Annotated in this window: 16 protein-coding genes; 11 read left to right on the top strand and 5 right to left on the bottom strand. The window is 57.7% G+C overall.

Translation table 11 applies throughout. The annotated features are described in order from the left end of the window. From OKX01_RS01625 to OKX01_RS01670, 10 genes are all read left to right on the top strand, one after another. Nucleotides 1–1,173: an amine dehydrogenase large subunit gene (locus OKX01_RS01625; protein ID WP_125277354.1), complete on the top strand. Its 1,173-nt coding sequence runs from the start codon at nt 1–3 to the stop codon at nt 1,171–1,173. Nucleotide 1,174: 1 nt separating this feature from the next. Next, nucleotides 1,175–1,717, top strand: coding sequence for a MauE/DoxX family redox-associated membrane protein (locus OKX01_RS01630; protein WP_094195419.1), 543 nt, complete (start codon nt 1,175–1,177; stop codon nt 1,715–1,717). A gap of 9 nt (nt 1,718–1,726) precedes the next feature. Then, entirely contained in the window at nt 1,727–2,368 is a 642-nt protein-coding gene (gene mauD / locus OKX01_RS01635; RefSeq protein WP_264672345.1) for a methylamine dehydrogenase accessory protein MauD, read from the top strand. After that, a complete protein-coding gene (locus tag OKX01_RS01640; RefSeq protein WP_094195421.1) occupies nt 2,352–2,900 on the top strand; it encodes a methylamine dehydrogenase light chain in 549 nt (182 codons plus the stop codon). The genes mauD and OKX01_RS01640 overlap by 17 nt, the downstream gene beginning before the upstream one ends. 139 nt (nt 2,901–3,039) lie before the next feature. Beyond that, on the top strand, nt 3,040–3,540 hold the full coding sequence (locus OKX01_RS01645; RefSeq protein WP_094195422.1) for a cytochrome C: 501 nt from the start codon (nt 3,040–3,042) through the stop codon (nt 3,538–3,540). Nucleotides 3,541–3,657: 117 nt separating this feature from the next. Next, entirely contained in the window at nt 3,658–4,608 is a 951-nt protein-coding gene (locus OKX01_RS01650; protein WP_108728242.1) for a helix-turn-helix domain-containing protein, read from the top strand. Nucleotides 4,609–4,723: 115 nt separating this feature from the next. Further along, nucleotides 4,724–5,527: a hypothetical protein gene (locus tag OKX01_RS01655; protein ID WP_094195424.1), complete on the top strand. Its 804-nt coding sequence runs from the start codon at nt 4,724–4,726 to the stop codon at nt 5,525–5,527. A 31-nt stretch (nt 5,528–5,558) separates the two neighbouring features. Further along, a complete protein-coding gene (hemE, locus tag OKX01_RS01660; RefSeq protein ID WP_264672346.1) occupies nt 5,559–6,635 on the top strand; it encodes a uroporphyrinogen decarboxylase in 1,077 nt (358 codons plus the stop codon). A 285-nt stretch (nt 6,636–6,920) separates the two neighbouring features. Beyond that, entirely contained in the window at nt 6,921–9,014 is a 2,094-nt protein-coding gene (locus tag OKX01_RS01665; protein WP_123050894.1) for a primosomal protein N', read from the top strand. 307 nt (nt 9,015–9,321) lie between these two features. Then, on the top strand, nt 9,322–11,397 hold the full coding sequence (locus OKX01_RS01670) for a UvrD-helicase domain-containing protein (RefSeq protein ID WP_264672347.1): 2,076 nt from the start codon (nt 9,322–9,324) through the stop codon (nt 11,395–11,397). Nucleotides 11,398–11,722: 325 nt separating this feature from the next. On the opposite strand, the gene OKX01_RS01675 is transcribed toward OKX01_RS01670, so the two are convergent. Further along, entirely contained in the window at nt 11,723–11,959 is a 237-nt protein-coding gene (locus tag OKX01_RS01675; protein ID WP_230018900.1) for a hypothetical protein, read from the bottom strand. A gap of 256 nt (nt 11,960–12,215) precedes the next feature. Here OKX01_RS01675 and OKX01_RS01680 point away from each other — a divergent pair, with 256 nt between their 5' ends. Further along, the gene (locus OKX01_RS01680; RefSeq protein ID WP_264672348.1) at nt 12,216–12,410 is read left to right on the top strand and encodes a hypothetical protein; all 195 of its coding nucleotides are present in this window, start codon (nt 12,216–12,218) and stop codon (nt 12,408–12,410) included. A gap of 318 nt (nt 12,411–12,728) precedes the next feature. On the opposite strand, the gene OKX01_RS01685 is transcribed toward OKX01_RS01680, so the two are convergent. The 4 genes from OKX01_RS01685 to OKX01_RS01700 all read right to left on the bottom strand — a co-directional run bounded on the left by OKX01_RS01685 (nt 12,729) and on the right by OKX01_RS01700 (nt 20,918). Further along, the gene (locus OKX01_RS01685) at nt 12,729–14,201 is read right to left on the bottom strand and encodes a glutamate synthase subunit beta (RefSeq protein ID WP_094195430.1); all 1,473 of its coding nucleotides are present in this window, start codon (nt 14,199–14,201) and stop codon (nt 12,729–12,731) included. Nucleotides 14,202–14,234: 33 nt separating this feature from the next. Next, the gene (locus OKX01_RS01690; RefSeq protein WP_264672349.1) at nt 14,235–18,968 is read right to left on the bottom strand and encodes a glutamate synthase-related protein; all 4,734 of its coding nucleotides are present in this window, start codon (nt 18,966–18,968) and stop codon (nt 14,235–14,237) included. Nucleotides 18,969–19,188: 220 nt separating this feature from the next. Then, nucleotides 19,189–19,932 carry an enoyl-CoA hydratase/isomerase family protein gene (locus tag OKX01_RS01695; RefSeq protein WP_264672350.1) on the bottom strand — a complete coding sequence of 248 codons (744 nt, stop codon included), beginning with the start codon at nt 19,930–19,932 and terminating at the stop codon, nt 19,189–19,191. Nucleotides 19,933–19,946: 14 nt separating this feature from the next. Next, nucleotides 19,947–20,918, bottom strand: a complete 972-nt coding sequence (locus OKX01_RS01700) for an NAD(P)H-dependent flavin oxidoreductase (RefSeq protein ID WP_094195433.1) — start codon at nt 20,916–20,918, stop codon at nt 19,947–19,949. Nucleotides 20,919–21,133: the final 215 nt, after the last annotated feature.

Below are 21,133 nucleotides of genomic sequence, written 5' to 3' on the forward strand. Positions count from 1 at the left end.
ATGAAGTCTACATTTACATTAACGACCGCCGCCGCATTGCTGGGGCTGATGGTGCTGGCCGGTGGAGCACAAGCCCAGGATAAACCGCGCGAGGTCCTGACTGGCGGGCACAGCGTGTCTGCCCCCCAGGAAAACCGCATCTATGTCATGGACTCGGTGTTCAACCACCTGACCGAAAGCCGTGTACACGTTTATGACTACACCAACGGCAAGTTCCTGGGCATGGTGCCCACGGCCTTTAACGGCCACGTGCAGTTGTCCAACGACGGCAAGAAAATCTACACCATGACCACCTACCACGAGCGCATTACGCGTGGAAAGCGCTCGGACGTGGTGGAAGTGTGGGATGCCGACAAGCTGACCTTTGAAAAAGAAATTTCCCTGCCACCCAAGCGTGTTCAAGGTCTGAACTACGATGGCCTGTTCCGTCAGACCACGGACGGCAAGTTCATCGTGCTGCAAAACGCCTCGCCGGCGACTTCTATCGGGATTGTGGACGTGGCCAAGGGCGATTATGTGGAAGACGTCACCGCCGCAGCCGGTTGCTGGAGCGTGATCCCTCAGCCCAACCGTCCACGCAGCTTCATGACCATTTGTGGTGATGGTGGCCTGTTGACGATCAATCTGGGCGAAGACGGCAAGGTGGCCAGCCAGTCGCGCAGCAAGCAGATGTTCTCTGTGAAGGACGACCCGATTTTTATCGCACCCGCTCTGGATAAGGACAAGGCGTACTTCGTGTCCTACTACGGCAATGTCTACAGTGCGGATTTCAGCGGTGACGAGGTCAAGGTGGATGGTCCCTGGTCCATGTTAAATGACGAGGACAAGGCCAAGAACTGGGTGCCCGGTGGCTACAACCTGGTGGGTCTGCATCGTGCCAGTGGCCGCATGTACGTGTTCATGCACCCGGATGGTAAAGAGGGCACGCACAAGTTCCCTGCGGCCGAAATCTGGGTCATGGATACCAAGACGAAGAAACGCCTAGCCCGTATCCCCGGACGTGATGCCTTGTCCATGACCATTGATCAGCAACGCAATCTGCTGCTGACGCTGGACGGTGGCAATGTGAACGTCTACGACATCAGCCAGCCTGAACCCAAGTTGCTGCGCACGATCGAAGGTGCGGCAGAAGCGTCCTTGCAAGTTCAGTTTCACCCAGTTGGGGGTGTCTGATATGGACCCGGTCCTGACTTATGCCAGCCTGGCTTGCTTGGCCGTGCTGATGGGTCTGGGGGCGCTGGATAAATTGCGTCACTTCAGCCTGTTCGAGGCAGCCGTTGGCGGTTATCGATTGCTGCCGGAAATGGTGTTACGACCATTCAGTGTGCTGTTTGTCGCTGCCGAGGCCTTGAGTGCGCCTTTGCTGCTGTGGCCAGCCAGCCGTTCGCTAGGGGCGATTCTGGCCCTGTGCGTCCTGTTGGTCGCCACCAGTGGCATTGTGATGAACCTGCTGCGCGGCCGCCGCGATGTCGATTGCGGTTGCTCGGGGTTGGGTGAGTCCTCCGGTGGTTTGTCCTGGTGGCTGGTGGCTCGCAATGCTTTGCTGGCTGCGTTGGCCGTGGCCAGCGGTGACTGGGCTATCAGCAGTGCCCGCGAACTGGTCTGGGTGGATGGTTTGACCTTTTTTGGTGCCACCTTGGCCTTGCTGGGCCTGTACTACGCGGCTAACCAACTGATCGAATCCCATCTGAAATTCCAGAAAATGCAGAATTCTTAGGAGACCTCAATGACCGCTTTACTGATTTCCAACGTCATTTTATGGGTAATCGTACTGGCCCTGGTGGTGCTGGTACTTGCCCTGTCGCGCCAGATTGGCGTGTTGTACGAACGGGTTGCCCCCATGGGGGCCCTGACCATGGACAAAGGCCCGCAAGTGGGTGATGCCGCACCCGTCATGGAACTGCAAGACCTGCATGGTCGTGCCCTTACCGTAGGGGTGGCTGGCCCGCGTAGCCAGTTGATTTTCTTCATGTCGCCTACCTGCCCAGTGTGCAAGAAGCTTTTGCCTATTTTGAAGTCTATTCAGGGCGCGGAAGGTCAGTGGGTCGATATTGTGCTGGCCAGTGATGGCGAGATGCCCGAGCATCTGGCTTTCTACCAGAAAGCACAACTGGACAGCTTCCCCTACGTCCTGTCCACGCAGTTGGGCATGGGTTTTCAGATCAGCAAACTGCCTTATGCCGTGTTGATCGACGAGAACGGCATCGTGCGCGGCAAGGGGCTGGTCAATTCGCGTGAACAGCTCGAAAGCCTGTTTACCGCTAAAGACCTGGGTGTTGCGTCGGCGCAGGAATACTTGGCCGGTGACTCGGGCATGAAGCAAGTGCAGGTATCACGAAAGGAGAACGTCAATGCGTTGGCTGGATAAATTTGGGGAGAGCCTCTCCCGTTCTGTGGCCCACAAGACTTCGCGTCGCAGCGTGCTGCGCTCGGTGGGTAAATTAATGGTCGGTTCGGCCTTTGTGCTGCCCGTATTGCCCGTGGCTCGCGCTGCCGGTGGTGGCAGCAGTAGCAGTGGTGCCGATCACATCAGTCTGAATCCCGATCTGGCCAGTGAAGACGAGGTGAACTCCTGCGACTACTGGCGTCACTGCGCGGTGGACGGCTTCCTGTGCTCTTGCTGCGGCGGCACCACCACGACGTGCCCTCCGGGCTCGACGCCGTCGCCCATCTCGTGGATTGGCACTTGCCATAACCCGCATGATGGAAAGGACTACTTGATCAGCTATCACGACTGCTGCGGCAAGACCGCTTGCGGCCGCTGCCAGTGCAATACGCAGACTCGTGAGCGTCCTGGTTACGAGTTCTTCCTGCACAATGATGTGAACTGGTGCATGGCGAACGAGAACAGTACCTTCCACTGCACGACGTCGGTATTGGTGGGTTTGGCTAAAAACTAAAAACGGCTCGCAAGGCTGTCAGGGTTGCGGGAAGAACGGCCCATTGGATGTCAGTTCTCTTCCTTCTTGGCAGACCTCAGGGTTGGAATAAGGTGCCGGGCGGCCAGGATGGCGTCCGGTCACTTAAGGAGGCATCACTGTGTGGACATCTTTGCGCCTGGCCTGTTTGGGCGTCGTACTGCTGGCGTTGACGCCTTGGGCCCATGCCCAGGAAGAGATGGCCGGAACGGGCGACTACCTGCAAAGCTCCCAGGCTTTTAAAGACTATATGCTGCAATGTGCTGGCTGCCATCGCTACGATGGTCAGGGCCTGACGCAGCGTGGAATCCCCGACTTCAACCAGTCCATTGGTTTGTTTACCCGCTTGCCGGCGGGACGGGACTATATGATTCGGGTGCCCGGTGCTGCGCAGTCGCAACTGGATAATGCGGATCTGGCTCGTGTGCTGAACTGGATTGTGGCCAAATTCAGCCCCGAAGAAATGACACCCGATTACCGGCCCTTTACCTCGGCTGAGGTAGGGGCGGCACGTCATCACCGTTTTGATGATGTGCTCAAGGCGCGTACAGCGTTAACCGTCAAGATGAACAGCATGGGTTTGGAGCCCGCTCCTTATCTGTATGGCTCCATGGAGCGCTGAGATAGCGGGTTAACGACCGTAGACGCTTGAATTTTTTAGGGCTATAAGAAAAGGGGCATATCCTGCTCCTTACCCCGATCAATAGCGTTGGCCGCAAGGGCCCCTCAGGCAATGTCTATGTTATTGCGCACTCCCTCTGCTTCTTTCAAGAGCCTGGCTGCTTGGCAGGAAGTGGTGTGCGCGTACTTCGTGCCCTTGGAAGTCCAGCCGGACTCGCGCCGTGGCTTCTCTAACCGGGCAGCAACCGACCGCATGGGTTCGGTCGATGTGATGGAGCTGTGTACCAGCGCGCAGCGTGTGCGCCGCACCCAGGCCCTGGCCAACCGTTCCGAGCAGGCGCTGTACAAGGTCACCTTGCAAATCAGTGGCAGTAGCCAGATTGAGCAGAACAATCGCAGCAGCATTTTGCAGGCTGGGCAGTGGGGCATTTATGACACCACCCGCCCTTACGAAGTAGCCGTGCAGGATCAATCCCATTTTCTGGTCTTGCAGTTCGAGGAAGAGCGCCTGCTGCCTTGGCTGCCTTGGTTAAGCGATGCCGTAGCCCGGTCGTTCTCGGCCACCACCGGTCCGGCCCGGATTGCCATGGACATGCTGCGTCTGGGTTTGCAGGAACGCGGGCACTTGTCGCCCTCGGCCTTGAGCGAACTGTCCCAAACCGTCATTCGCATGATGGCGTTGAGCCTGGCCGATGGCCGTCCGGTGACGACCGAGTCGGCCCTGGACGAAGTGCGGCGTGGGCAACTGCTGCAAATTCAGCAGTACGTACAGGATCATCTGGGTGATACCGGTTTGAATGCACAGTCCCTGGCATTGCAGTTTCGTATTTCACGCCGCTATCTCTATAAGCTGTTCGAGCTGTGCGGACAAGCCCCCGCCGACTACATCATGGCCGCCCGCCTGGAGCGCGCCTGTCAATTGCTGGTCGATGGCAAACCTGGCCGGCAGATCAGTGAATTGGCCTGGCAAATGGGGTTTTCCGATGCGGCCGTGTTCAGCCACGCCTTTCGCCGACGCTATGGCGTATCACCCAGTGAATGGCGTCGCAGCCGCCTTTTGGGCGATTAAGTACAGCTACGTAGACGCAAATCCGACTTATCGCAAACCGCTCGGATTCCTATCCTAGAAGCTCATGATTCTGGGGCGGCCGGTGTGGCCCGCCTAGCTTCTCAAGGATAGTCTTATGCGTCTCCACCTCGATTGCGCTTTGCTGCATGCCCAGCCAACATGGGCCCAGAACGTGCTGGCCATCATCCCGCCGTGCGAGCGTTTGCAACTGCACGCCTTGCAGGCTCCGCCGCCTGCCCATGCCGATCAGGACTATTTGTTTTTGCGCCGTTCGGCTGCCTTGCTGCTGCGGTTTGACGCCTGTCTGATTCCCGTTGAGGCCTCTACCCTGATTCAGGTGCGTCGTGCACTGTCGGCGGCCCAGGGCCATTTGCCGGTGCCGGTCTTTGGTCTGGTACGTGCCGCCATCAAAGCCGCCGCCCTGACAGACCTTCTGGAACTGGGGCTGGCCGACTATGTCCGTGAGCCTTTGTGCCTGGACGATTTGCGTGCCCGCATCAATCGGCATCGTTTGCAGACGGCCTCCCACGCTTTGAATGAACCGGGGCTGTCCGGTCGGATACACTATAGGGTGCAGGAAAACCAGGATCTGGTCCTGCATCCCGGCCCAACGGAGCAGCGCCTGTCGCAAACGATCTTGCAACAGGAGGGGACAACGCTGGAAGCCTATGCCGCTGCGGTAGCCTCGCGCTACGCCAGCAGCCAGGAATCTTTCAAAGTTGCCAAGGGACGGATCGTGGCCCGCTTCGAGCAGGCTTATATCCATGCCGCCCTTGATCGCCATAGCGGCAATATCGCCATGGCGGCCCGCTCCGCACAAAAGCACCGGCGTGCTTTCTGGGCACTGATGCGCAAACACCATATCGATGCAGCGCGCTTTCGATCCGCGTCAAACCCAGACGACGAACACGATGGTTAAAATTAACAGGCATTTTTCAATAGGGATTGCCGTGTCTTTACCTCAATTAAAAAACGATGTTTTCCTGCGTTCGCTGTTGCGCGAACCGGTGCCTTACACCCCCATCTGGCTGATGCGTCAGGCCGGGCGTTATTTGCCTGAATACAATGCCACTCGAGCCCAGGCTGGCTCTTTCATGCAACTGGCTCAGAATCCCGAATTTGCGTGTGAAGTCACCTTACAGCCCCTGCGTCGTTTCGATCTGGATGCGGCTATTCTGTTCTCGGACATCCTGACCGTACCGCATGCCATGGGTCTGGGTCTGGATTTCGTGGCGGGTGAAGGCCCGCGTTTTGCCCGCCCTGTACGCAACGAGGCCGATGTCATGGCGCTGCAAGTGCCGGACATGTCCAAGCTGCAATACGTGTTCGACGCTGTCTCGCTGATCCGCAAGGAACTGGACGGCAAAGTACCGCTGATCGGCTTTGCCGGCAGCCCCTGGACCATCGCCTGCTATATGGTCGAAGGTCAAGGTTCGGACGATTACCGCTTGGTGAAAAGCATGATGTATCAGCGTCCAGACCTGATGCACCGCATGCTGGAAATCAATGCCCAAACCACCTGCGAATACCTGAACAACCAGATTCGTGCCGGTGCACAGGCGGTCATGTTGTTCGATAGCTGGGGTGGTGTACTGTCCGACTCCCTGTTCCAGGAATTCTCCCTGGCCTACACCCGTAAAGTGGTTGATGGCCTGATTCGCGAGCATGACGGCAAGCGTGTCCCTGTCATTGTCTTTACCAAGGGTGGCGGCATGTGGCTGGAAGATATCGCGGGCTGTGGTGCTGATGCCATGGGTGTGGACTGGACGGTAAACCTGTCCCGTGCACGCACGCGTATCGGTGACAAGCTGGCCCTGCAAGGCAATCTGGACCCCATGACCATGTTTGGTGGCGAAGAGGCCATCCGTCGTGAAGCCCGCCGCGTTATCGACGACTTTGGCCCCGTGGGTCAGGGCGGTCACGTGTTCAACTTCGGTCACGGTATTTCGCGTTTCACTGATCCGGAAGCCGTAGGCATTCTGGTCGATGAAGTGCATTCCTACAGCCGTCGTCACCACAGCGTTTGATTGTTTTTGCGCACGGGCTATGGCAGCTTGTGCGCAAAGTTATGCACACAGATGGGTAGAAGTTTGTGGTCTTTATATTTAAGGTTTAATTTTAATAGCCAGTTTTAATTATTTGATTTCTCTGAGTTTTATTCTTGTTTCAGAGGCATTGAAAATTAAATTGTATCTGTGCTTGCTTCTTTGTGTTTTTTGTTCATGTCATTTTCCCCAAAGTTATCCACAGGCCGCTAAGCTCTTGACTTATCAGGCTTTCAGCCAGGCCAGCCCTTTTGCGAATCGCCATCCATGACCGCCACTCCTGACGCTATTTCTGCATCGGCAAGCACCGGACCTTTCTGGCTGCATGTGGCTTTGGACGTCCCCCTGGATGGGGTGTTTGATTATCAGCACCACGAACCTGTTCTGGTCGGACAGCGGGTCATTGTGCATTTTGGGCGGCGGCAGATGATAGGGGTGGTGGTGGCCTTGCCGGAACAACCTTCCTACCCGCCCGAGCAGGTCAAGTCGATTGATCAACTGCTGGATGACTTGCCTCCTTTTCCGGAAGACTGGTTGCGGATGGCGCGCTTTGCGTCCACCTATTACCACCGTCCCTTGGGCGAGGTCATGATGCCGTCCTTGCCGGGGCCCTTGCGTAAACCTTCTGCCTATCTGGGCAAGCGTTCCGCAGGTGGTCCGGTACTGCGCATGGCCAAGCGCAAGGAAAAGAAGGTGGAGCCGGTGGACAGCGATGTCCTGCCTGTGCTCAATGCCGAACAGCAGGCTGCGGTCGATGGCATTGTGGCGGCCAAACCCGGTAGCTGCCTATTGCTGCATGGCGTAACGGGTAGCGGGAAAACCGAAGTCTATATGCGGGTGCTGGAACACGTGTTGGCCGCTGGTCGGCAGGTTTTGTTCATGGTGCCCGAAATCAATCTGACGCCTCAGTTCGAGCAGGTCTTGCGGGCACGATTGGCGCGCGTGCTGCCTGGTGATGTGCTGGCTGTCCTGCACAGTGGCTTGTCTGAAGGCGAGCGGCTGCGCTCCTGGCTGCGCGTCAATAGTGGTCAGGCCCGCATTTTGCTGGGAACACGGCTGTCCATCTTCACGCCCATGCCCGAGCTGGGCCTGATTATTGTGGACGAGGAACACGATGCCTCTTACAAGCAGCAAGATGGCTTGCGCTACTCCGCTCGGGATCTGGCCGTGTGGCGTGGCTACGATCTGAAAGTGCCGGTGGTGCTGGGCTCCGCCACACCTTCGCTGGAAAGCTGGAATCATGCCCGGCAAGGGCGCTATAGCCTGCTGAGCTTGCCCAAACGTGCCCGCGAGGTCTCTTTGCCGCGAGTGCGCCTGGTCGACACCCGTCATTTGCGGCTGGATTCGGGTTTTTCTCCTCAACTGCTGGATGCGCTGGAAGCGTGTCTGGATCGGGGCGAGCAGTCGCTGGTTTTTATTAACCGACGTGGCTACGCGCCTGTGCTGCATTGTGCCTCTTGCGGCTGGCTGTCCCAATGTCCGCGCTGCACGGTTTACACCGTGCTGCATAGGCAAAATGGCTTCAAGCATAATTTGCAGTGTCATCACTGTGGTTATCAAGCGCCTGTGCCGCGTGCTTGCCCGGATTGTGGCGATCAGGACCTGCAGCCCATGGGCCGGGGTACGCAGCGGATTGAAGAGTTTTTGGGTGAGCGGTTTCCGAATGCTCGCCTGGTGCGTATTGATGCGGACAGCACCCGCTTGAAGGGCAGTGCGCAGCAATTGTTCGAGCAGGTTCATGCAGGTGAAGTGGATATCATGGTGGGCACCCAGATGGTGGCCAAAGGCCATGACTTTACGCGCTTGAGCGTTGTCGGCGTGTTGAATGCAGATGCCACCTTGTTTGCCCATGATTTCCGTGCGCCCGAGCGCTTGTTTGCGCAACTGATGCAGGTGGCAGGCCGAGCAGGCCGTCATACTGAAGGGGCGGATGTCATCATCCAGACGGGCTACCCGGAGCAGGCTGTTTATCAAAGTCTGATCAAACACGATTACATTGGCTTTGCCCAAAGCGCCTTGAACGAGCGCGAGTCGGTGGGTTTGCCGCCTTTTGCTTATCAAGTGCTGCTGTCGGCCGAAGCGCCGCAGTTGGCCGATGCCATTCGCTTGCTGACGCAGGCACGACGCTTGCCCGAAGACTATCCGAACGAATTTCCAGGCGCGGATCAGGTTTTCCTGTACGATCCTGTGCCTTTACGCGTGTTGCGCGTTGCCAAAGTCGAGCGCGCTCAACTGTTGCTGGAAAGCGCTCATCGCCCGGCCCTGCAGGCCTTTGTACGATACTGGGGGCCGCAGGTCGCGCAGTTGGCCAAGCAGCATAAAGTGCGTATTACGATCGAGGTCGACCCCCTCGAGATCTAAAATTCCACAGGCTCATGTGCGTGCAGAGGCGGTAGGAGTAGCTTGGGTACCGCAGGGTGTATCCTTGTGCGCTATGCAGCTATGCAGCTATGCAGCGATGAGCCAAGAGGCAGGAAGCGATGAGGCTGTGGCGCGATGTTGTTGCCCTGCCGCTGTCATGCTCTTGTACCTCGTTTCCGCTGTATCTCTGTGTTGGCCTTTCGCTTGTCATCAAACCATACTCGGCTTGGCCGGGATGTCACGTTTAGCTCTGCTGGTTGTTTGGCGTTGAACCTCGTTTTCTTGCCTAGTATTCACTGATTTCACCATGTCCACCTCCGTCACTACACCAGGCCATACCGTCCCCACTGACCTGAACGCCATGCAGCGTCAGGCTGTGTTGTATATGGATGGCCCCTGTCTGGTATTGGCTGGAGCGGGCAGTGGCAAGACACGCGTGATCACGCAGAAAATCGCCTATTTGCTGCGCGAATGCGGATACACGGGGCGGCAAGTGGTCGCGCTGACCTTCACCAATAAAGCTGCGCGTGAAATGAACGAGCGGATTCGCGCCTTGGTGGACCCCAAGCTGCTGCGAGGGCTGACCGTCAGCACCTTCCACTCTCTGGGCTTGCGCATGTTGCGCGAGGAAGCTCAGCACGTGGGTTTGAAGCCGCGCTTTTCCATTTTGGACTCCAACGATGCGTTGGCAATCATTCAGGAGTTGCTGGCCACCACGGATAAGGGGCGCCTGAGATCCGTGCAGCAAGAGATTTCCTTGTGGAAAAATGCCCTGATGGGGCCGGATGAGGCCGAGCGTGCTGCGAACTCGCCCAGCCAGATTGAAGCCGCGCGTATTTACCGTGATTATGCGGCGACCCTGATTGCCTATCAGTCGGTGGACTTTGACGACTTGATTCGTTTGCCGGCGCAATTGATGCAGGACAATCAGGACGTGCGCGAGCGCTGGCAGCGCCGGGTGCAGTATCTGTTGGTGGACGAGTATCAGGACACCAATCTTTGTCAGTATCAGCTGGTGCGTTCTTTGACCGGTCAGCGCAATATGTTCACGGTGGTGGGGGATGATGATCAGGCGATCTATGCCTGGCGGGGTGCCACCGTGGAGAATCTGGCGCAGTTGCCTAAAGATTATCCCGACCTGAAAGTCGTCAAGCTGGAGCAGAACTATCGCTCGGTGCAGCGCATCTTGCAGGCCTCCAATAACGTTATTGGCAATAACCCCGTCGTGTTCGGTAAAAAGCTCTGGTCTGATCTGGGTTTTGGTGAGCCCATTCAGGTTCATGTGACGGACGATGAGCAAAACGAGGCAGACTCGGTTGCCATGCGCATATCGGCAGAACGCTTTGAGCGTCAGGCCGAGTGGCGTGACTTTGCTGTTTTGTACCGGGGCAACCATCAGGCCCGTATTTTTGAGCAGGCCCTGCGTAATCTTCGCATTCCCTACACCATCTCGGGTGGGCAGAGTTTTTTTGACAAGGCCGAGATTCGCGACATCCTGTCTTACTTGCGTGTCGTTGCGAACGATGATGATGATCCGGCATTTATTCGTGCAGCCACCACGCCAAGGCGTGGTATTGGGCAGGCTACCTTGCAGGTGTTGGGGCAGTTTGCAGCAGAACAGAAGCTGTCCCTGTTCTCGGCTGTGCCCCAAATTGCACTGACGGATCGCCTGCCCGAGCGTCAGTTGGAGCCTTTACGTGTTTTTGCGCAGTTTATAGGGCGCATCCAGCAACGGGCGGATCGGGTAGAAAGCGATCAGGAAGGGCATGAAACGGCTGTCAGCGAATTGCTGGATGAGCTGCTGCGGGCGATTGATTACGAGCGCTATCTCTACGATATGTTCGATGAACGCCCCGCGCAGACCCGTTGGGAAAACGTGCTGGAGCTGATTACCTGGCTGAAATCCAAAGCGGCGGACGATGAGCTTAGTTTGAATGATCTGGTGCAGCGAGTCGCCCTGATCACCATGCTGGAGCGTGGCGAGGACGAAGACCCAGATGCAGTCAAATTGTCCACACTTCATGCCTCCAAGGGTCTGGAGTATCCGCATGTGTTCTTGGTGGGGGTGGAAGAGGGGCTGCTGCCTCACATCGGGCGTGATGACGAAGATATCGATCCGGATAAAGAGGCCGATATTCTGGCTCAGCGCATTCAGGAAGAACGACGTTTGATGTACGTGGGTATTACCCGTGCTCAGCGTAGCTTGCGCTTGAGCTGGTGCAAGAAGCGCCGGCGCGCACGCGAAAACCTGGTGCGGGAGCGGTCGCGCTTTATTGATGAGATGAAGATCGAAGACCCTGGTGCTCAAGAGGATCCGGCGCAGGCGGCCTTAAGTCCCAAGCAGCGGCTGGATATGCTGAAGAACTTGTTGAACAAGTCTTGAGCGGTTTTCATTGCTCGCAGATGATTGGGGGCTTTGTTCATGCTATTAAGCCGCGCAAGCCTGCAAGCCAGCTTTTGCTGGCCTTTTCTATGTCTGCATGCTTAGGGGATGATGAGCATCTATTGCACAGACCCATCTTGATCTTGGGGAGAGGGGGGATAGGCTTTGAGGTGCTTATGCCTGGTAGGTTCAGGCTGTAGTTTGAGCAGCAATGTGCATAGTCGACAACACTGGCAAACGCAGAAAAAACAAAAGCCTGCTGATTTAGCAGGCTTTTCAACATCAAGCGGTGTTTTGCTTGAGCGTTACGACGGTGATGCGTGGCTTACCAGTAGCTGGCCGACATGCGCGAATCGCGGATGCGGGCTTCGTTCAAGGCCTGGGTCAGTGCGACCATGTAGTTGAACACCACGTTTGCGGCTTTGGAAACTTGTTTGGCCGCTGCTTTGGTCAGTCTAGTTAAAGACACGGATTCACCATTTTCCAGGGCATGCTGCATTACCCCACGCTCAACAGCATCACTCCAGTGGATGTAGTGCGAGTAAGTGGTCATGGTAGACATTTGCTGTCCCTTTAAGGTGAAGGTCTAAGTTACGAATCCTCATTATAGGGTTTTCCCTATCTTAAAAACAAGGGAAAACCCTAGGTCGTGGGGTGGTTTGTAGTTTTTAAGGGAAAACCCTAGAATTTTGGGAAATGTTTTTTGGAATCAGTTGGTTAGGTGAGTGGGTTTTAGGGTGAGGGGCTTTCTTGCGGCAGCCCTTACTGGCGGCGGCGGGGCCGGAGCGGAAGCTTGCCGACGCTGCGCACCGGTACCCTTGTCTGAGCCTGTCGTAGGGCGCACCTTGAACTCGTTCGGTGGTTTGTCCCCTGGACAAACCACAAGCGCCGAACTCAAACAGCAAGGTGCTTGCATCCCTACGACCGCCCCAGACGGCGGCAAGCTCTCTGAATGCTCCAACCCCGCCCCCGCCAGCAAGGGCTTCAGAATGGTGGAAGCCAGTAGCCAGTAGCCAGTAGCCAGTAACCAGTAGCCAGTAGCCAATCGTTCTGGTTGTTTGTTGGCTGTGTCTCAGTATTGGAAAAAAGGGCTGGTGCTTGTGGAGGGACCGCCCGTAGGCTAGTTGCAGACAGCAGACAGCAGACAGCAGACAGCAGACAGCAGACAGCAGACAGCAGACAGCAGACAGCAGACAGCAGACAGCAGCGATCAATAGCGAATAAGAGCTTGTAAAGGCACCCAGGGTCATGAGTGGCTTTGTTCACCCAAAGACAAACAGCCAGCCGTTTATCGCGGCTGGCTGTTTGCTTACTGGTACTGCCAAGAGGACTTAACGGGGCAGTGTCGAACTCCCCATCAAGAACTCGTCTACGGAACGGGCACACTGGCGGCCTTCGCGGATGGCCCAGACGATCAGGGACTGGCCGCGTCGCATGTCTCCGGCCGCAAAGACTTTGGCCCGGCTGGTTTGGTAGTCGTCTGTGTTGGCGGCGACGTTGCCGCGTTGATCGGCGTCTACGGCAAAGGCTTCCAGAACTTGGCGCACGGGGGCGGTGAAGCCCATGGCCAGTAGAACCAGATCGGCAGGGAAGGTCATTTCGGAGCCAGCAATGGGTGTCATGCTCATGCGGCCTGTTGCTGGATCGGTTTTCCATTCCACGCGCACGGCGCGCAGTTCTTTGACTTGGCCGTTCTTGCCTTCCAGCTCTACCGTGTTGATCGCCCAGTCGCGTTCGCAGCCTTCTTCGTGCGAGGACGAGGTGCGCAGTTTCATGGGCCAGTAGGGCCAGGTCAGCTCCGTGTTTTCCTGCTCAGGCGGGCGGGGCATCAGTTCAAACTGGGTCACTGATTTTGCGCCTTGGCGTGTGCTGGTGCCCACGCAGTCCGAGCCGGTATCGCCACCGCCAATCACCACGACATGTTTGCCTTGGGCGCTGATGGCGGGGGTGCCTCGTGAACCGGCAACTTGCTGATTCTGGATGCGCAGGAAGTCCATGGCAGGGTGTACGCCTTGCAACTGGCTGCCGGGGGTATCGAGCAGGCGGGGGGTTTCAGAGCCGCCTGCCAGGACGATGGCGTCGAATTGTAGTTCCAGTTCGTCAGGTGATAACACGCTTAGCCCAGGTTCCTGCGCGGCCTGGTCTTGTGCCTGGCCAATATAGGTAGAGGGGCAAAACTGTACGCCCTCGGCCTGCATTTGTGCGATACGGCGATCCAACAGATGTTTTTCCAGCTTGAAGTCGGGGATGCCGTAGCGCATCAAGCCACCAATGCGGTCGCTTTTCTCGTACACGGTGACGTCATGTCCGACGCGTGCCAATTGCTGGGCACAGGCCAAGCCGGCAGGGCCGGAGCCGATCACGGCCACGCGTTTGCCGGTTTTGTGGGTGGGCACTTGAGGTACTACCCAGCCTTCTGCCCAGCCCTTATCGATAATTGCGTGCTCAATGGACTTGATGCCCACGGGTACACGGTCGATGTTCAACGTACAGGCTGCCTCGCATGGTGCGGGGCAGATGCGGCCGGTAATTTCCGGAAAGTTGTTGGTGGAGTGCAGCACGTCCAGGGCTTCTTTCCACTGTTGGCGGTAAACCAGATCATTCCAGTCGGGGATGATGTTGTTGACCGGGCAACCGTTATGGCAGAAAGGGATGCCGCAGTCCATGCAGCGGGCGGCCTGTTGGCCGGCCTGCTCGTCATTTAATACCTGGACAAACTCTTTCCAGTGCTTGACCCGCTTTAAAGGAGCTTCTACGGCCTCTTGCAGACGTTGAAACTCAAGAAATCCAGTCGTCTTTCCCATGATGTGTCGTTTCCTGATGGTGATGGGAAGGGTTCAGGCCGAAGCCGAACGGCGGGTTTTACTGCTTTTGGGTGCGGCCTTGCCTGCCTGTGGACCTTGCCACAATTCGCTCAGTGCACGGCGGTACTCGCGTGGAATGACTTTGACGAATTGCGCGCGGGCGCTGTCCCAGTCTTTCAGGAGCTCGCGGGCCTGGAAGCTGCCCGTGGCCTTGAAGTGCTCCTGAACCAGGGTGTGCAAGATGGCTTCGTCGGTCTGGCGTTCGCCTCCGGCAGTACGGCTGTGCCATTGCGCCATGCTGCTGTTCATCTCTTGCTCGGCCTTGCTCAGAACAGGCTCCAGGTCCACCATGCCAGGGTTGCATCGCAGTTGCAGGCGGCGTTGGGGATCCCACACATAGGCCACGCCACCGGACATACCAGCGGCAAAGTTGCGGCCAATTTCACCCAGCACTACGACGGTGCCGCCGGTCATGTATTCGCAACCGTGGTCGCCTACGCCTTCCACGACTGCACTGGCTCCGGAGTTCCGTACGGCAAAACGTTCACCGGCCACGCCGTTGAAAAAGGCGGAACCTGCCAAGGCACCATAAAGCACGGTATTGCCCACGATGATGTGGTCCGGGCCGTAGCCACGGAAATCGTTGGGTGAGCGCACGATAATGCGGCCACCGGACAAACCTTTACCCACGTAATCATTGGCTTCGCCCACCAGGTCCAGGGTGATGCCCTGAGCCAGGAAAGCGCCAAAGCTTTGGCCTGCCGTGCCTTTGCATTGAATGTGCAGGCTGTCGTCAGGCAGACCTTGATGACCGTATTTCTTGGTGAATACGCCCGAGAGCATGGCGCCGATGCTGCGGTTTCGATTGCGTACGGGGGTAATGAAAGACAGCGGGGTGCCTTGGTTCAGAGTGACGGCGCTGCGCTCGATCAGTTGACGATCCAGTGTGTGATCCAGGTCATGATCCTGGGTAGCGATCTGACGTGGCGACTCGTCGTTATCAACTTTGTGCAGCAGGCGTGAAAAATCCAGACCCTGGGCTTTCCAGTGCTCAATGCCACTGCGCATATCCAGCCAGTCGCTGCGACCGATCAGATCGTCAAAATGGCGCACGCCCAGCTTGGCCATCAGCTCACGCACCTCTTCGGCAACGAAGAAGAAGTAGTTCACTACGTGCTCGGGCTTGCCCTTGAACTTGCGGCGCAGCACGGGATCCTGGGTGGCAACGCCAACGGGACAGGTGTTCAGATGGCATTTGCGCATCATGATGCAGCCTTCCACGACCAGCGGGGCGGTAGCAAAGCCAAACTCATCTGCGCCCAGCAAGGCACCGATCACAACATCGCGGCCGGTTTTCATCTGGCCGTCGGCCTGTACGCGGATGCGGCTGCGCAAGCGGTTCAGCAACAGGGTCTGCTGGGTTTCAGCCAGGCCCAGTTCCCATGGGGTGCCGGCATGCTTGATGGAGGACAGGGGCGAGGCACCGGTGCCGCCGTCGTGACCAGCAATCACAATGTGATCGGCCTTGGCTTTGGCCACACCGGCAGCCACGGTGCCCACACCTACCTTGGACACCAGCTTGACGGAGATATCTGCCTGCGGGTTCACGTTCTTCAGGTCGTGAATCAACTGGGCCAAATCTTCGATGGAGTAAATGTCGTGGTGGGGTGGGGGCGAAATCAGGCCCACACCGGGCACGGAGTAACGCAGCTTGGCGATGTACTCGGACACTTTGTGGCCGGGCAGTTGGCCGCCTTCGCCGGGCTTGGCACCTTGTGCCATTTTGATCTGGATTTGATCGGCACTGCACAGGTATTGGGCCGACACGCCAAAGCGGCCGGATGCAACCTGCTTGATACGGGAGCGCAGCGAGTCGTTCTCTTGCAGGTCGATGTTGGCAAATACGCGATCCTGGCCCAGGACGCTGGCCAAGGTGTCACCTTGGCGGATGGCGCTTTTGCCGTGCTTCATTTCATGCTGATAGCGCAACTCGTCCTCGCCGCCTTCGCCGGTATTGGACTTGCCGCCAATCCGGTTCATGGCCACGGCCAGTACGGCATGGGCCTCAGTCGAGATCGAACCCAGCGACATGGCGCCCGTTGCAAAGCGTTTGACGATTTCGCTGGCGGGTTCCACTTCGTCCAGGGCAATGGCCTTGGCCGGGTCCAGACGCAGCTCGAACAAACCGCGCAGGGTCATATGACGGCGGCTTTGTTCGTTGATGAGCTGAGCGTATTCCTTGTAGGTGCTGTAGTTTTGGCTACGGGTGGCGTGTTGCAGCTTGGCAATGGAGTCGGCCGTCCACATATGCTCTTCGCCACGCACACGCACTGCGTATTCGCCACCGGCTTCCAGATGGTTCTCCAGAACGGGATCTTTGCTGTAGGCGGCGCGATGCTGGCGCAGTGCCTCTTCAGCCACGGTGAAGATATCAATCCCTTCTACCGGACAGGCGGTGCCCACAAAGTACTTGTCCACCAGCGAGCGCGACAGGCCGATGGTCTCGAAAATCTGTGCGCCGGTGTAGGACATGTAGGTGGAGATGCCCATTTTGGACATGACCTTGTACAAGCCCTTGTTGATGGCCTTGATGTAGTGGCTCTCTGCCAGGGAGGCATCAATCTGGTTGATGGGGTCCTGGGCCAGGTGTTGCAGGCTCTCAAAAGCCAGCCAGGGGTGCATGGCTTCGGCACCGTATGCACCCAGCAGCGCAAAGTGATGCACTTCGCGGGCCGAGCCGGTTTCCACGACCAGACCGGTGCGGGTACGCAGACCATTGCGGATCAGGTGTTGGTGAATGGCCGAGGTCGCCAGCAGGGCGGGGATGGCCACATGCTCGGCATCGCAACGGCGATCGGTCAGGATCAGAATGTTGTAGCCATCGCGTACGGCATCCGCCGCACGGGCGCACAGGGCGGCCACGCTGGCCTCAATGCCTTCCGGTCCCCAGGAGCTAGGGTAGACGATGTCCAGTTCCTGGCTGCGGAACTTGTCATTGCTGGCGGCATCAATGCGCCGGATCTGGTTCATGTCAGCCGGGCTTAACACAGGCTGGGACACTTCCAGACGCAGTGGTGGGTTGACGTTGTTGATGTCCAGCAAATTGGGTTTGGGGCCAATAAAGGACACCAGCGACATCACCATTTGTTCGCGAATCGGGTCGATCGGCGGGTTGGTGACCTGAGCAAATAGCTGGCGAAAGTAGTTGTAGAAGGGTTTGGATTTGTCGGACAGCACGGCCAAAGGCGCATCGTTGCCCATGGAGCCGGTTGCTTCTTCACCTTTGCTGGCCATGGGCTGCAGCACAACTTTGATGTCTTCCTGAGTCCAGCCAAAGGCTTGTTGCTGATCCAGTAGGTCACGGGTCGCCAATTGGGGACGCACGCCGGGCACGCTGGGCAGGGAGTCCAGGCGCAAGCGCAGGCGTTCAATCCACTGCTTGTAGGGGTGGGTATTGGCCAGTTGGGACTTGATCTCGGCATCATCAATGATGCGGCCTTGCTCCAGGTCGATCAGCAGCATCTTGCCGGGCTGCAGACGCCATTTTTTGACAATACGGTGCTCGGGAATAGGAAGAGTACCGGCCTCGGAGGCCAGCACAATCATATCGTCGTCCGTGATGACATAGCGGGCCGGACGCAAGCCGTTACGGTCCAGCAGAGCACCGATTTGAATGCCATCGGTAAAGGCGATGGCAGCCGGGCCATCCCAAGGCTCCATCTGGGCTGCGTAGTACTCGTAAAAGGCGCGACGGCTCTCGTCCATCTCGGCGTGCTGTTCCCAGGCCTCGGGCATCATGATCATCATGGCGTGAGGCAGGGAGTAGCCGGCCATCACCAGCAATTCCAGACAGTTGTCGAAGGTGGCCGTATCGGACTGGCCTTCGTACACGATAGGGTAGAGTTTTTGCAGATCCGAGCCCAGCACAGCCGATTCCATGGCACCTTCACGGGCGCGCAGCCAGTTGAAGTTGCCCTGTACGGTGTTGATCTCGCCGTTGTGGGCGATTAGACGGTAAGGGTGGGCCAAAGGCCAGGCGGGGAAGGTGTTGGTGGAAAAGCGCTGGTGCACCAGGGCCAGGGCCGAACAGGCACGCGGGTCGGCCAGATCGCGGTAATAGCGGCCTACCTGGTCCGCCAGCAGCAGACCTTTGTAGACGATGGTCCGCACGGAGGCCGAAGTCACAAAGTATTCCTGTCCGTGGGCCAGATCCATGCGGTAGATAGCGTGGCTGGCGGTCTTGCGGATCACATACAGCTTGCGTTCCAGCGCGTCGGGCACCATCACATCCGGGCCACGACCAATGAACAACTGGCGAATGACCGGCTCGTTGGCCTTGACGGTGGGGGACATGGGCATGGTGCTGTCTACGGGCACGTCGCGCCAGCCCAGCATGTGCTGGCCTTCGGCTCGTACGGCACGCTCCAGCTCCTGTTCACAGGCCAGGCGGGAAGCTGTTTCCTTGGGCAGAAACACCATGGCCACGCCGTACTCGCCAGGGGGAGGCAGGGTCACGCCCTGGGCGGCCATTTCTTCGCGGTAAAGCTGGTCGGGGATCTGGATCAGAATGCCCGCACCGTCACCCATCAAAGGGTCTGCGCCTACAGCGCCGCGGTGATCGAGGTTTTCCAGGATTTTGAGGCCTTGGGTAATGATGGCGTGGCTCGCCTGGCCTTTGATGTGTGCGATAAATCCGACGCCGCAGGCGTCGTGTTCATTAGCGGGAAGGTACAAGCCTTGCGCTTGGGGGGGACAGGAGTGTGTCATGGGCGTATCCGCAAAGAACGTGTTAAAGCGGTGCATTTGTTGCAGCGCAAAAAATAAAATACAGCGATTTTTTTTTTGTACGCAAGAATTTTTTGCGAATACGGCAAAAAAAAATTAGGGACCTGCTCTCACAGGCCCCTTATAACCCGTCTGAACCGGGTGCAGTGTGGCAAGATCGCTGCACATGTAGGTTTGCGTAGAAATCAGGCCACTAGAGCGGCTATTTGTCGCTGCGGTTCTGGCTCATTTGTCCCAGAATTTGCAGGGCTTCGTCGCCTTCCAGCAGTTTGGAAAATAGCTTGCGTTCACGTTCCAGGACTTCCAGCAAAACCTCGCGCTGGGGTTCACGGAGCAAACGCTTGCTGGTACGCAAGGCAATGGGAGGCTGCTCGGACAGCGCATGAGCGCAGGCACGGGCCGCTTCCAGACTATTGCCGTGGTCGGTCAGTTCGGTGAGCAGGCCGTCCTGCATGGCTTGCTCGGCACTGAACGCCTGCGAGAGCAGCAGCCATTCGTTGGCTCGGCGTGGCCCCACATACTGGGCCAGCAGATGGCTGGATGCACCTTCCGGGCACAGGCCCAGTGCCGTGAAGGGCATGCGTAAACGCGCGTCACGGGCCGCGTACACAAAGTCTGCATGCAGCAGCAAGGTCACGCCAATACCTACTGCATGGCCTTCTACCGCCACGATCAATGGGGTGTCGGCTTTGACCAGACTGCGCAGGAATTTGATCGGCGGCGGCATGTCGTTGTTGCGCACATTGGACAGCTCGGAGATATCGTTGCCAGCACAGAAATGCTCGCCCGCACCAGTCAGAATCAGGGCACGGTATTTCTGGTTCTGATCAGCCTGGTCGATGATGTCGGCCAACTCTTCGTACATGGGGCTGGTCAAGGCATTGCGTCGTTCCGGCCGATCCAGAATGACTTCCAGCCAATGACCTGCGTCATGAGTCCGTATCATGGGAGGCTCCTCGTTCAGGCAAAAGGGGAGGCCAGCAGCGCTGCTTTGGCTTCCTGATATTCACGATGCAATCGAGCAACGATGTCGGCGGTTGGCTCTATTGAGTCAATGCCACCAATGCCTTGGCCAGCGCCCCAGATATCGCGCCAAGCCTTGCTCAGACCAGAGCCAAAGGCGGTGTCAGCCGCTTTCTCGCTATCGAGCTTGTCTGGGTCCAGACCGGCAGCGCGGATACTGTCCTTCAGATAATTGCCGGGGATACCCGTAAACAATGGGGTGTAGACGATATCGGCGGCTCGGCCCTTGACGATCATGTTCTTGTAATCGTCCGAGGCATTGGCTTCGGTACTGGCAATGAAGCGCGTGCCAATGTAGGCCATGTCGGCCCCCATGGCCTGGGCGGCCAGAATGTCGCGGCCACGGCTCATGGCACCCGACAGGGCAATTGGGCCATCAAAAATCTGACGGATTTCGTTGACCAGCACAAAGGGGCTCAAGGTACCGGCATGGCCGCCGGCACCCGCAGCCACCACGATCAGGCCATCGACACCGGCTTCCAGGGCTTTTTCGGCGTGACGCAAGGTGGTGACATCATGGAAAACCTTGCCGCCCCAGGCGTGTACATGCGGCACAATATCCTGTGGGGCGCGCAGGCTGGTAATCACCAGTGGCACCTTGTGGTCAGCGCACACCCGCAGGTCCTGTTCCAAGCGGTCGTTGGACTGATGAATGATGTGATTGATGGCGTAGGGAGCAATACGGCGCTCGGGATGGCGCTCGCGCAGTTCGGCCAGGGTGTCGTCGATCTCGTCCAGCCAGTCCTTGAGCTTTTCCTGGGGGCGGGCGTTCAAGGCGGGGACAGAACCGATAATGCCGCTGGCGCATTGCGCAATCACCAGGGCCGGGTTCGAGACAATGAACATGGGTGCTGCCATCACAGGCAGGGTCATAGATTGATAAAGCTGCTGCGTTAATGCCGATGGCATAAGGTCGGTCTCCTATTATCGAAAGATGTGCCCCGCCTCTTGAAGGGGTGGGGTCCTGCAAGGAAGATCTGCCGCTGATAATCTATCGTCACCTATTCTAGGACGGTTTATCGTCGCCCGGCCTGGTGCGTTGCACAAATTCCTCCGGGCCCGAAAATGACCATGGTTTGAGCACTTTTTCTGTCCATAGAACGGACTAAGAAGACGTAGTGCAC

The sequence above is a fragment of the Alcaligenes sp. SMD-FA genome, assembly GCF_025960365.1.
GTDB lineage: Bacteria > Pseudomonadota > Gammaproteobacteria > Burkholderiales > Burkholderiaceae_B > Alcaligenes > Alcaligenes aquatilis.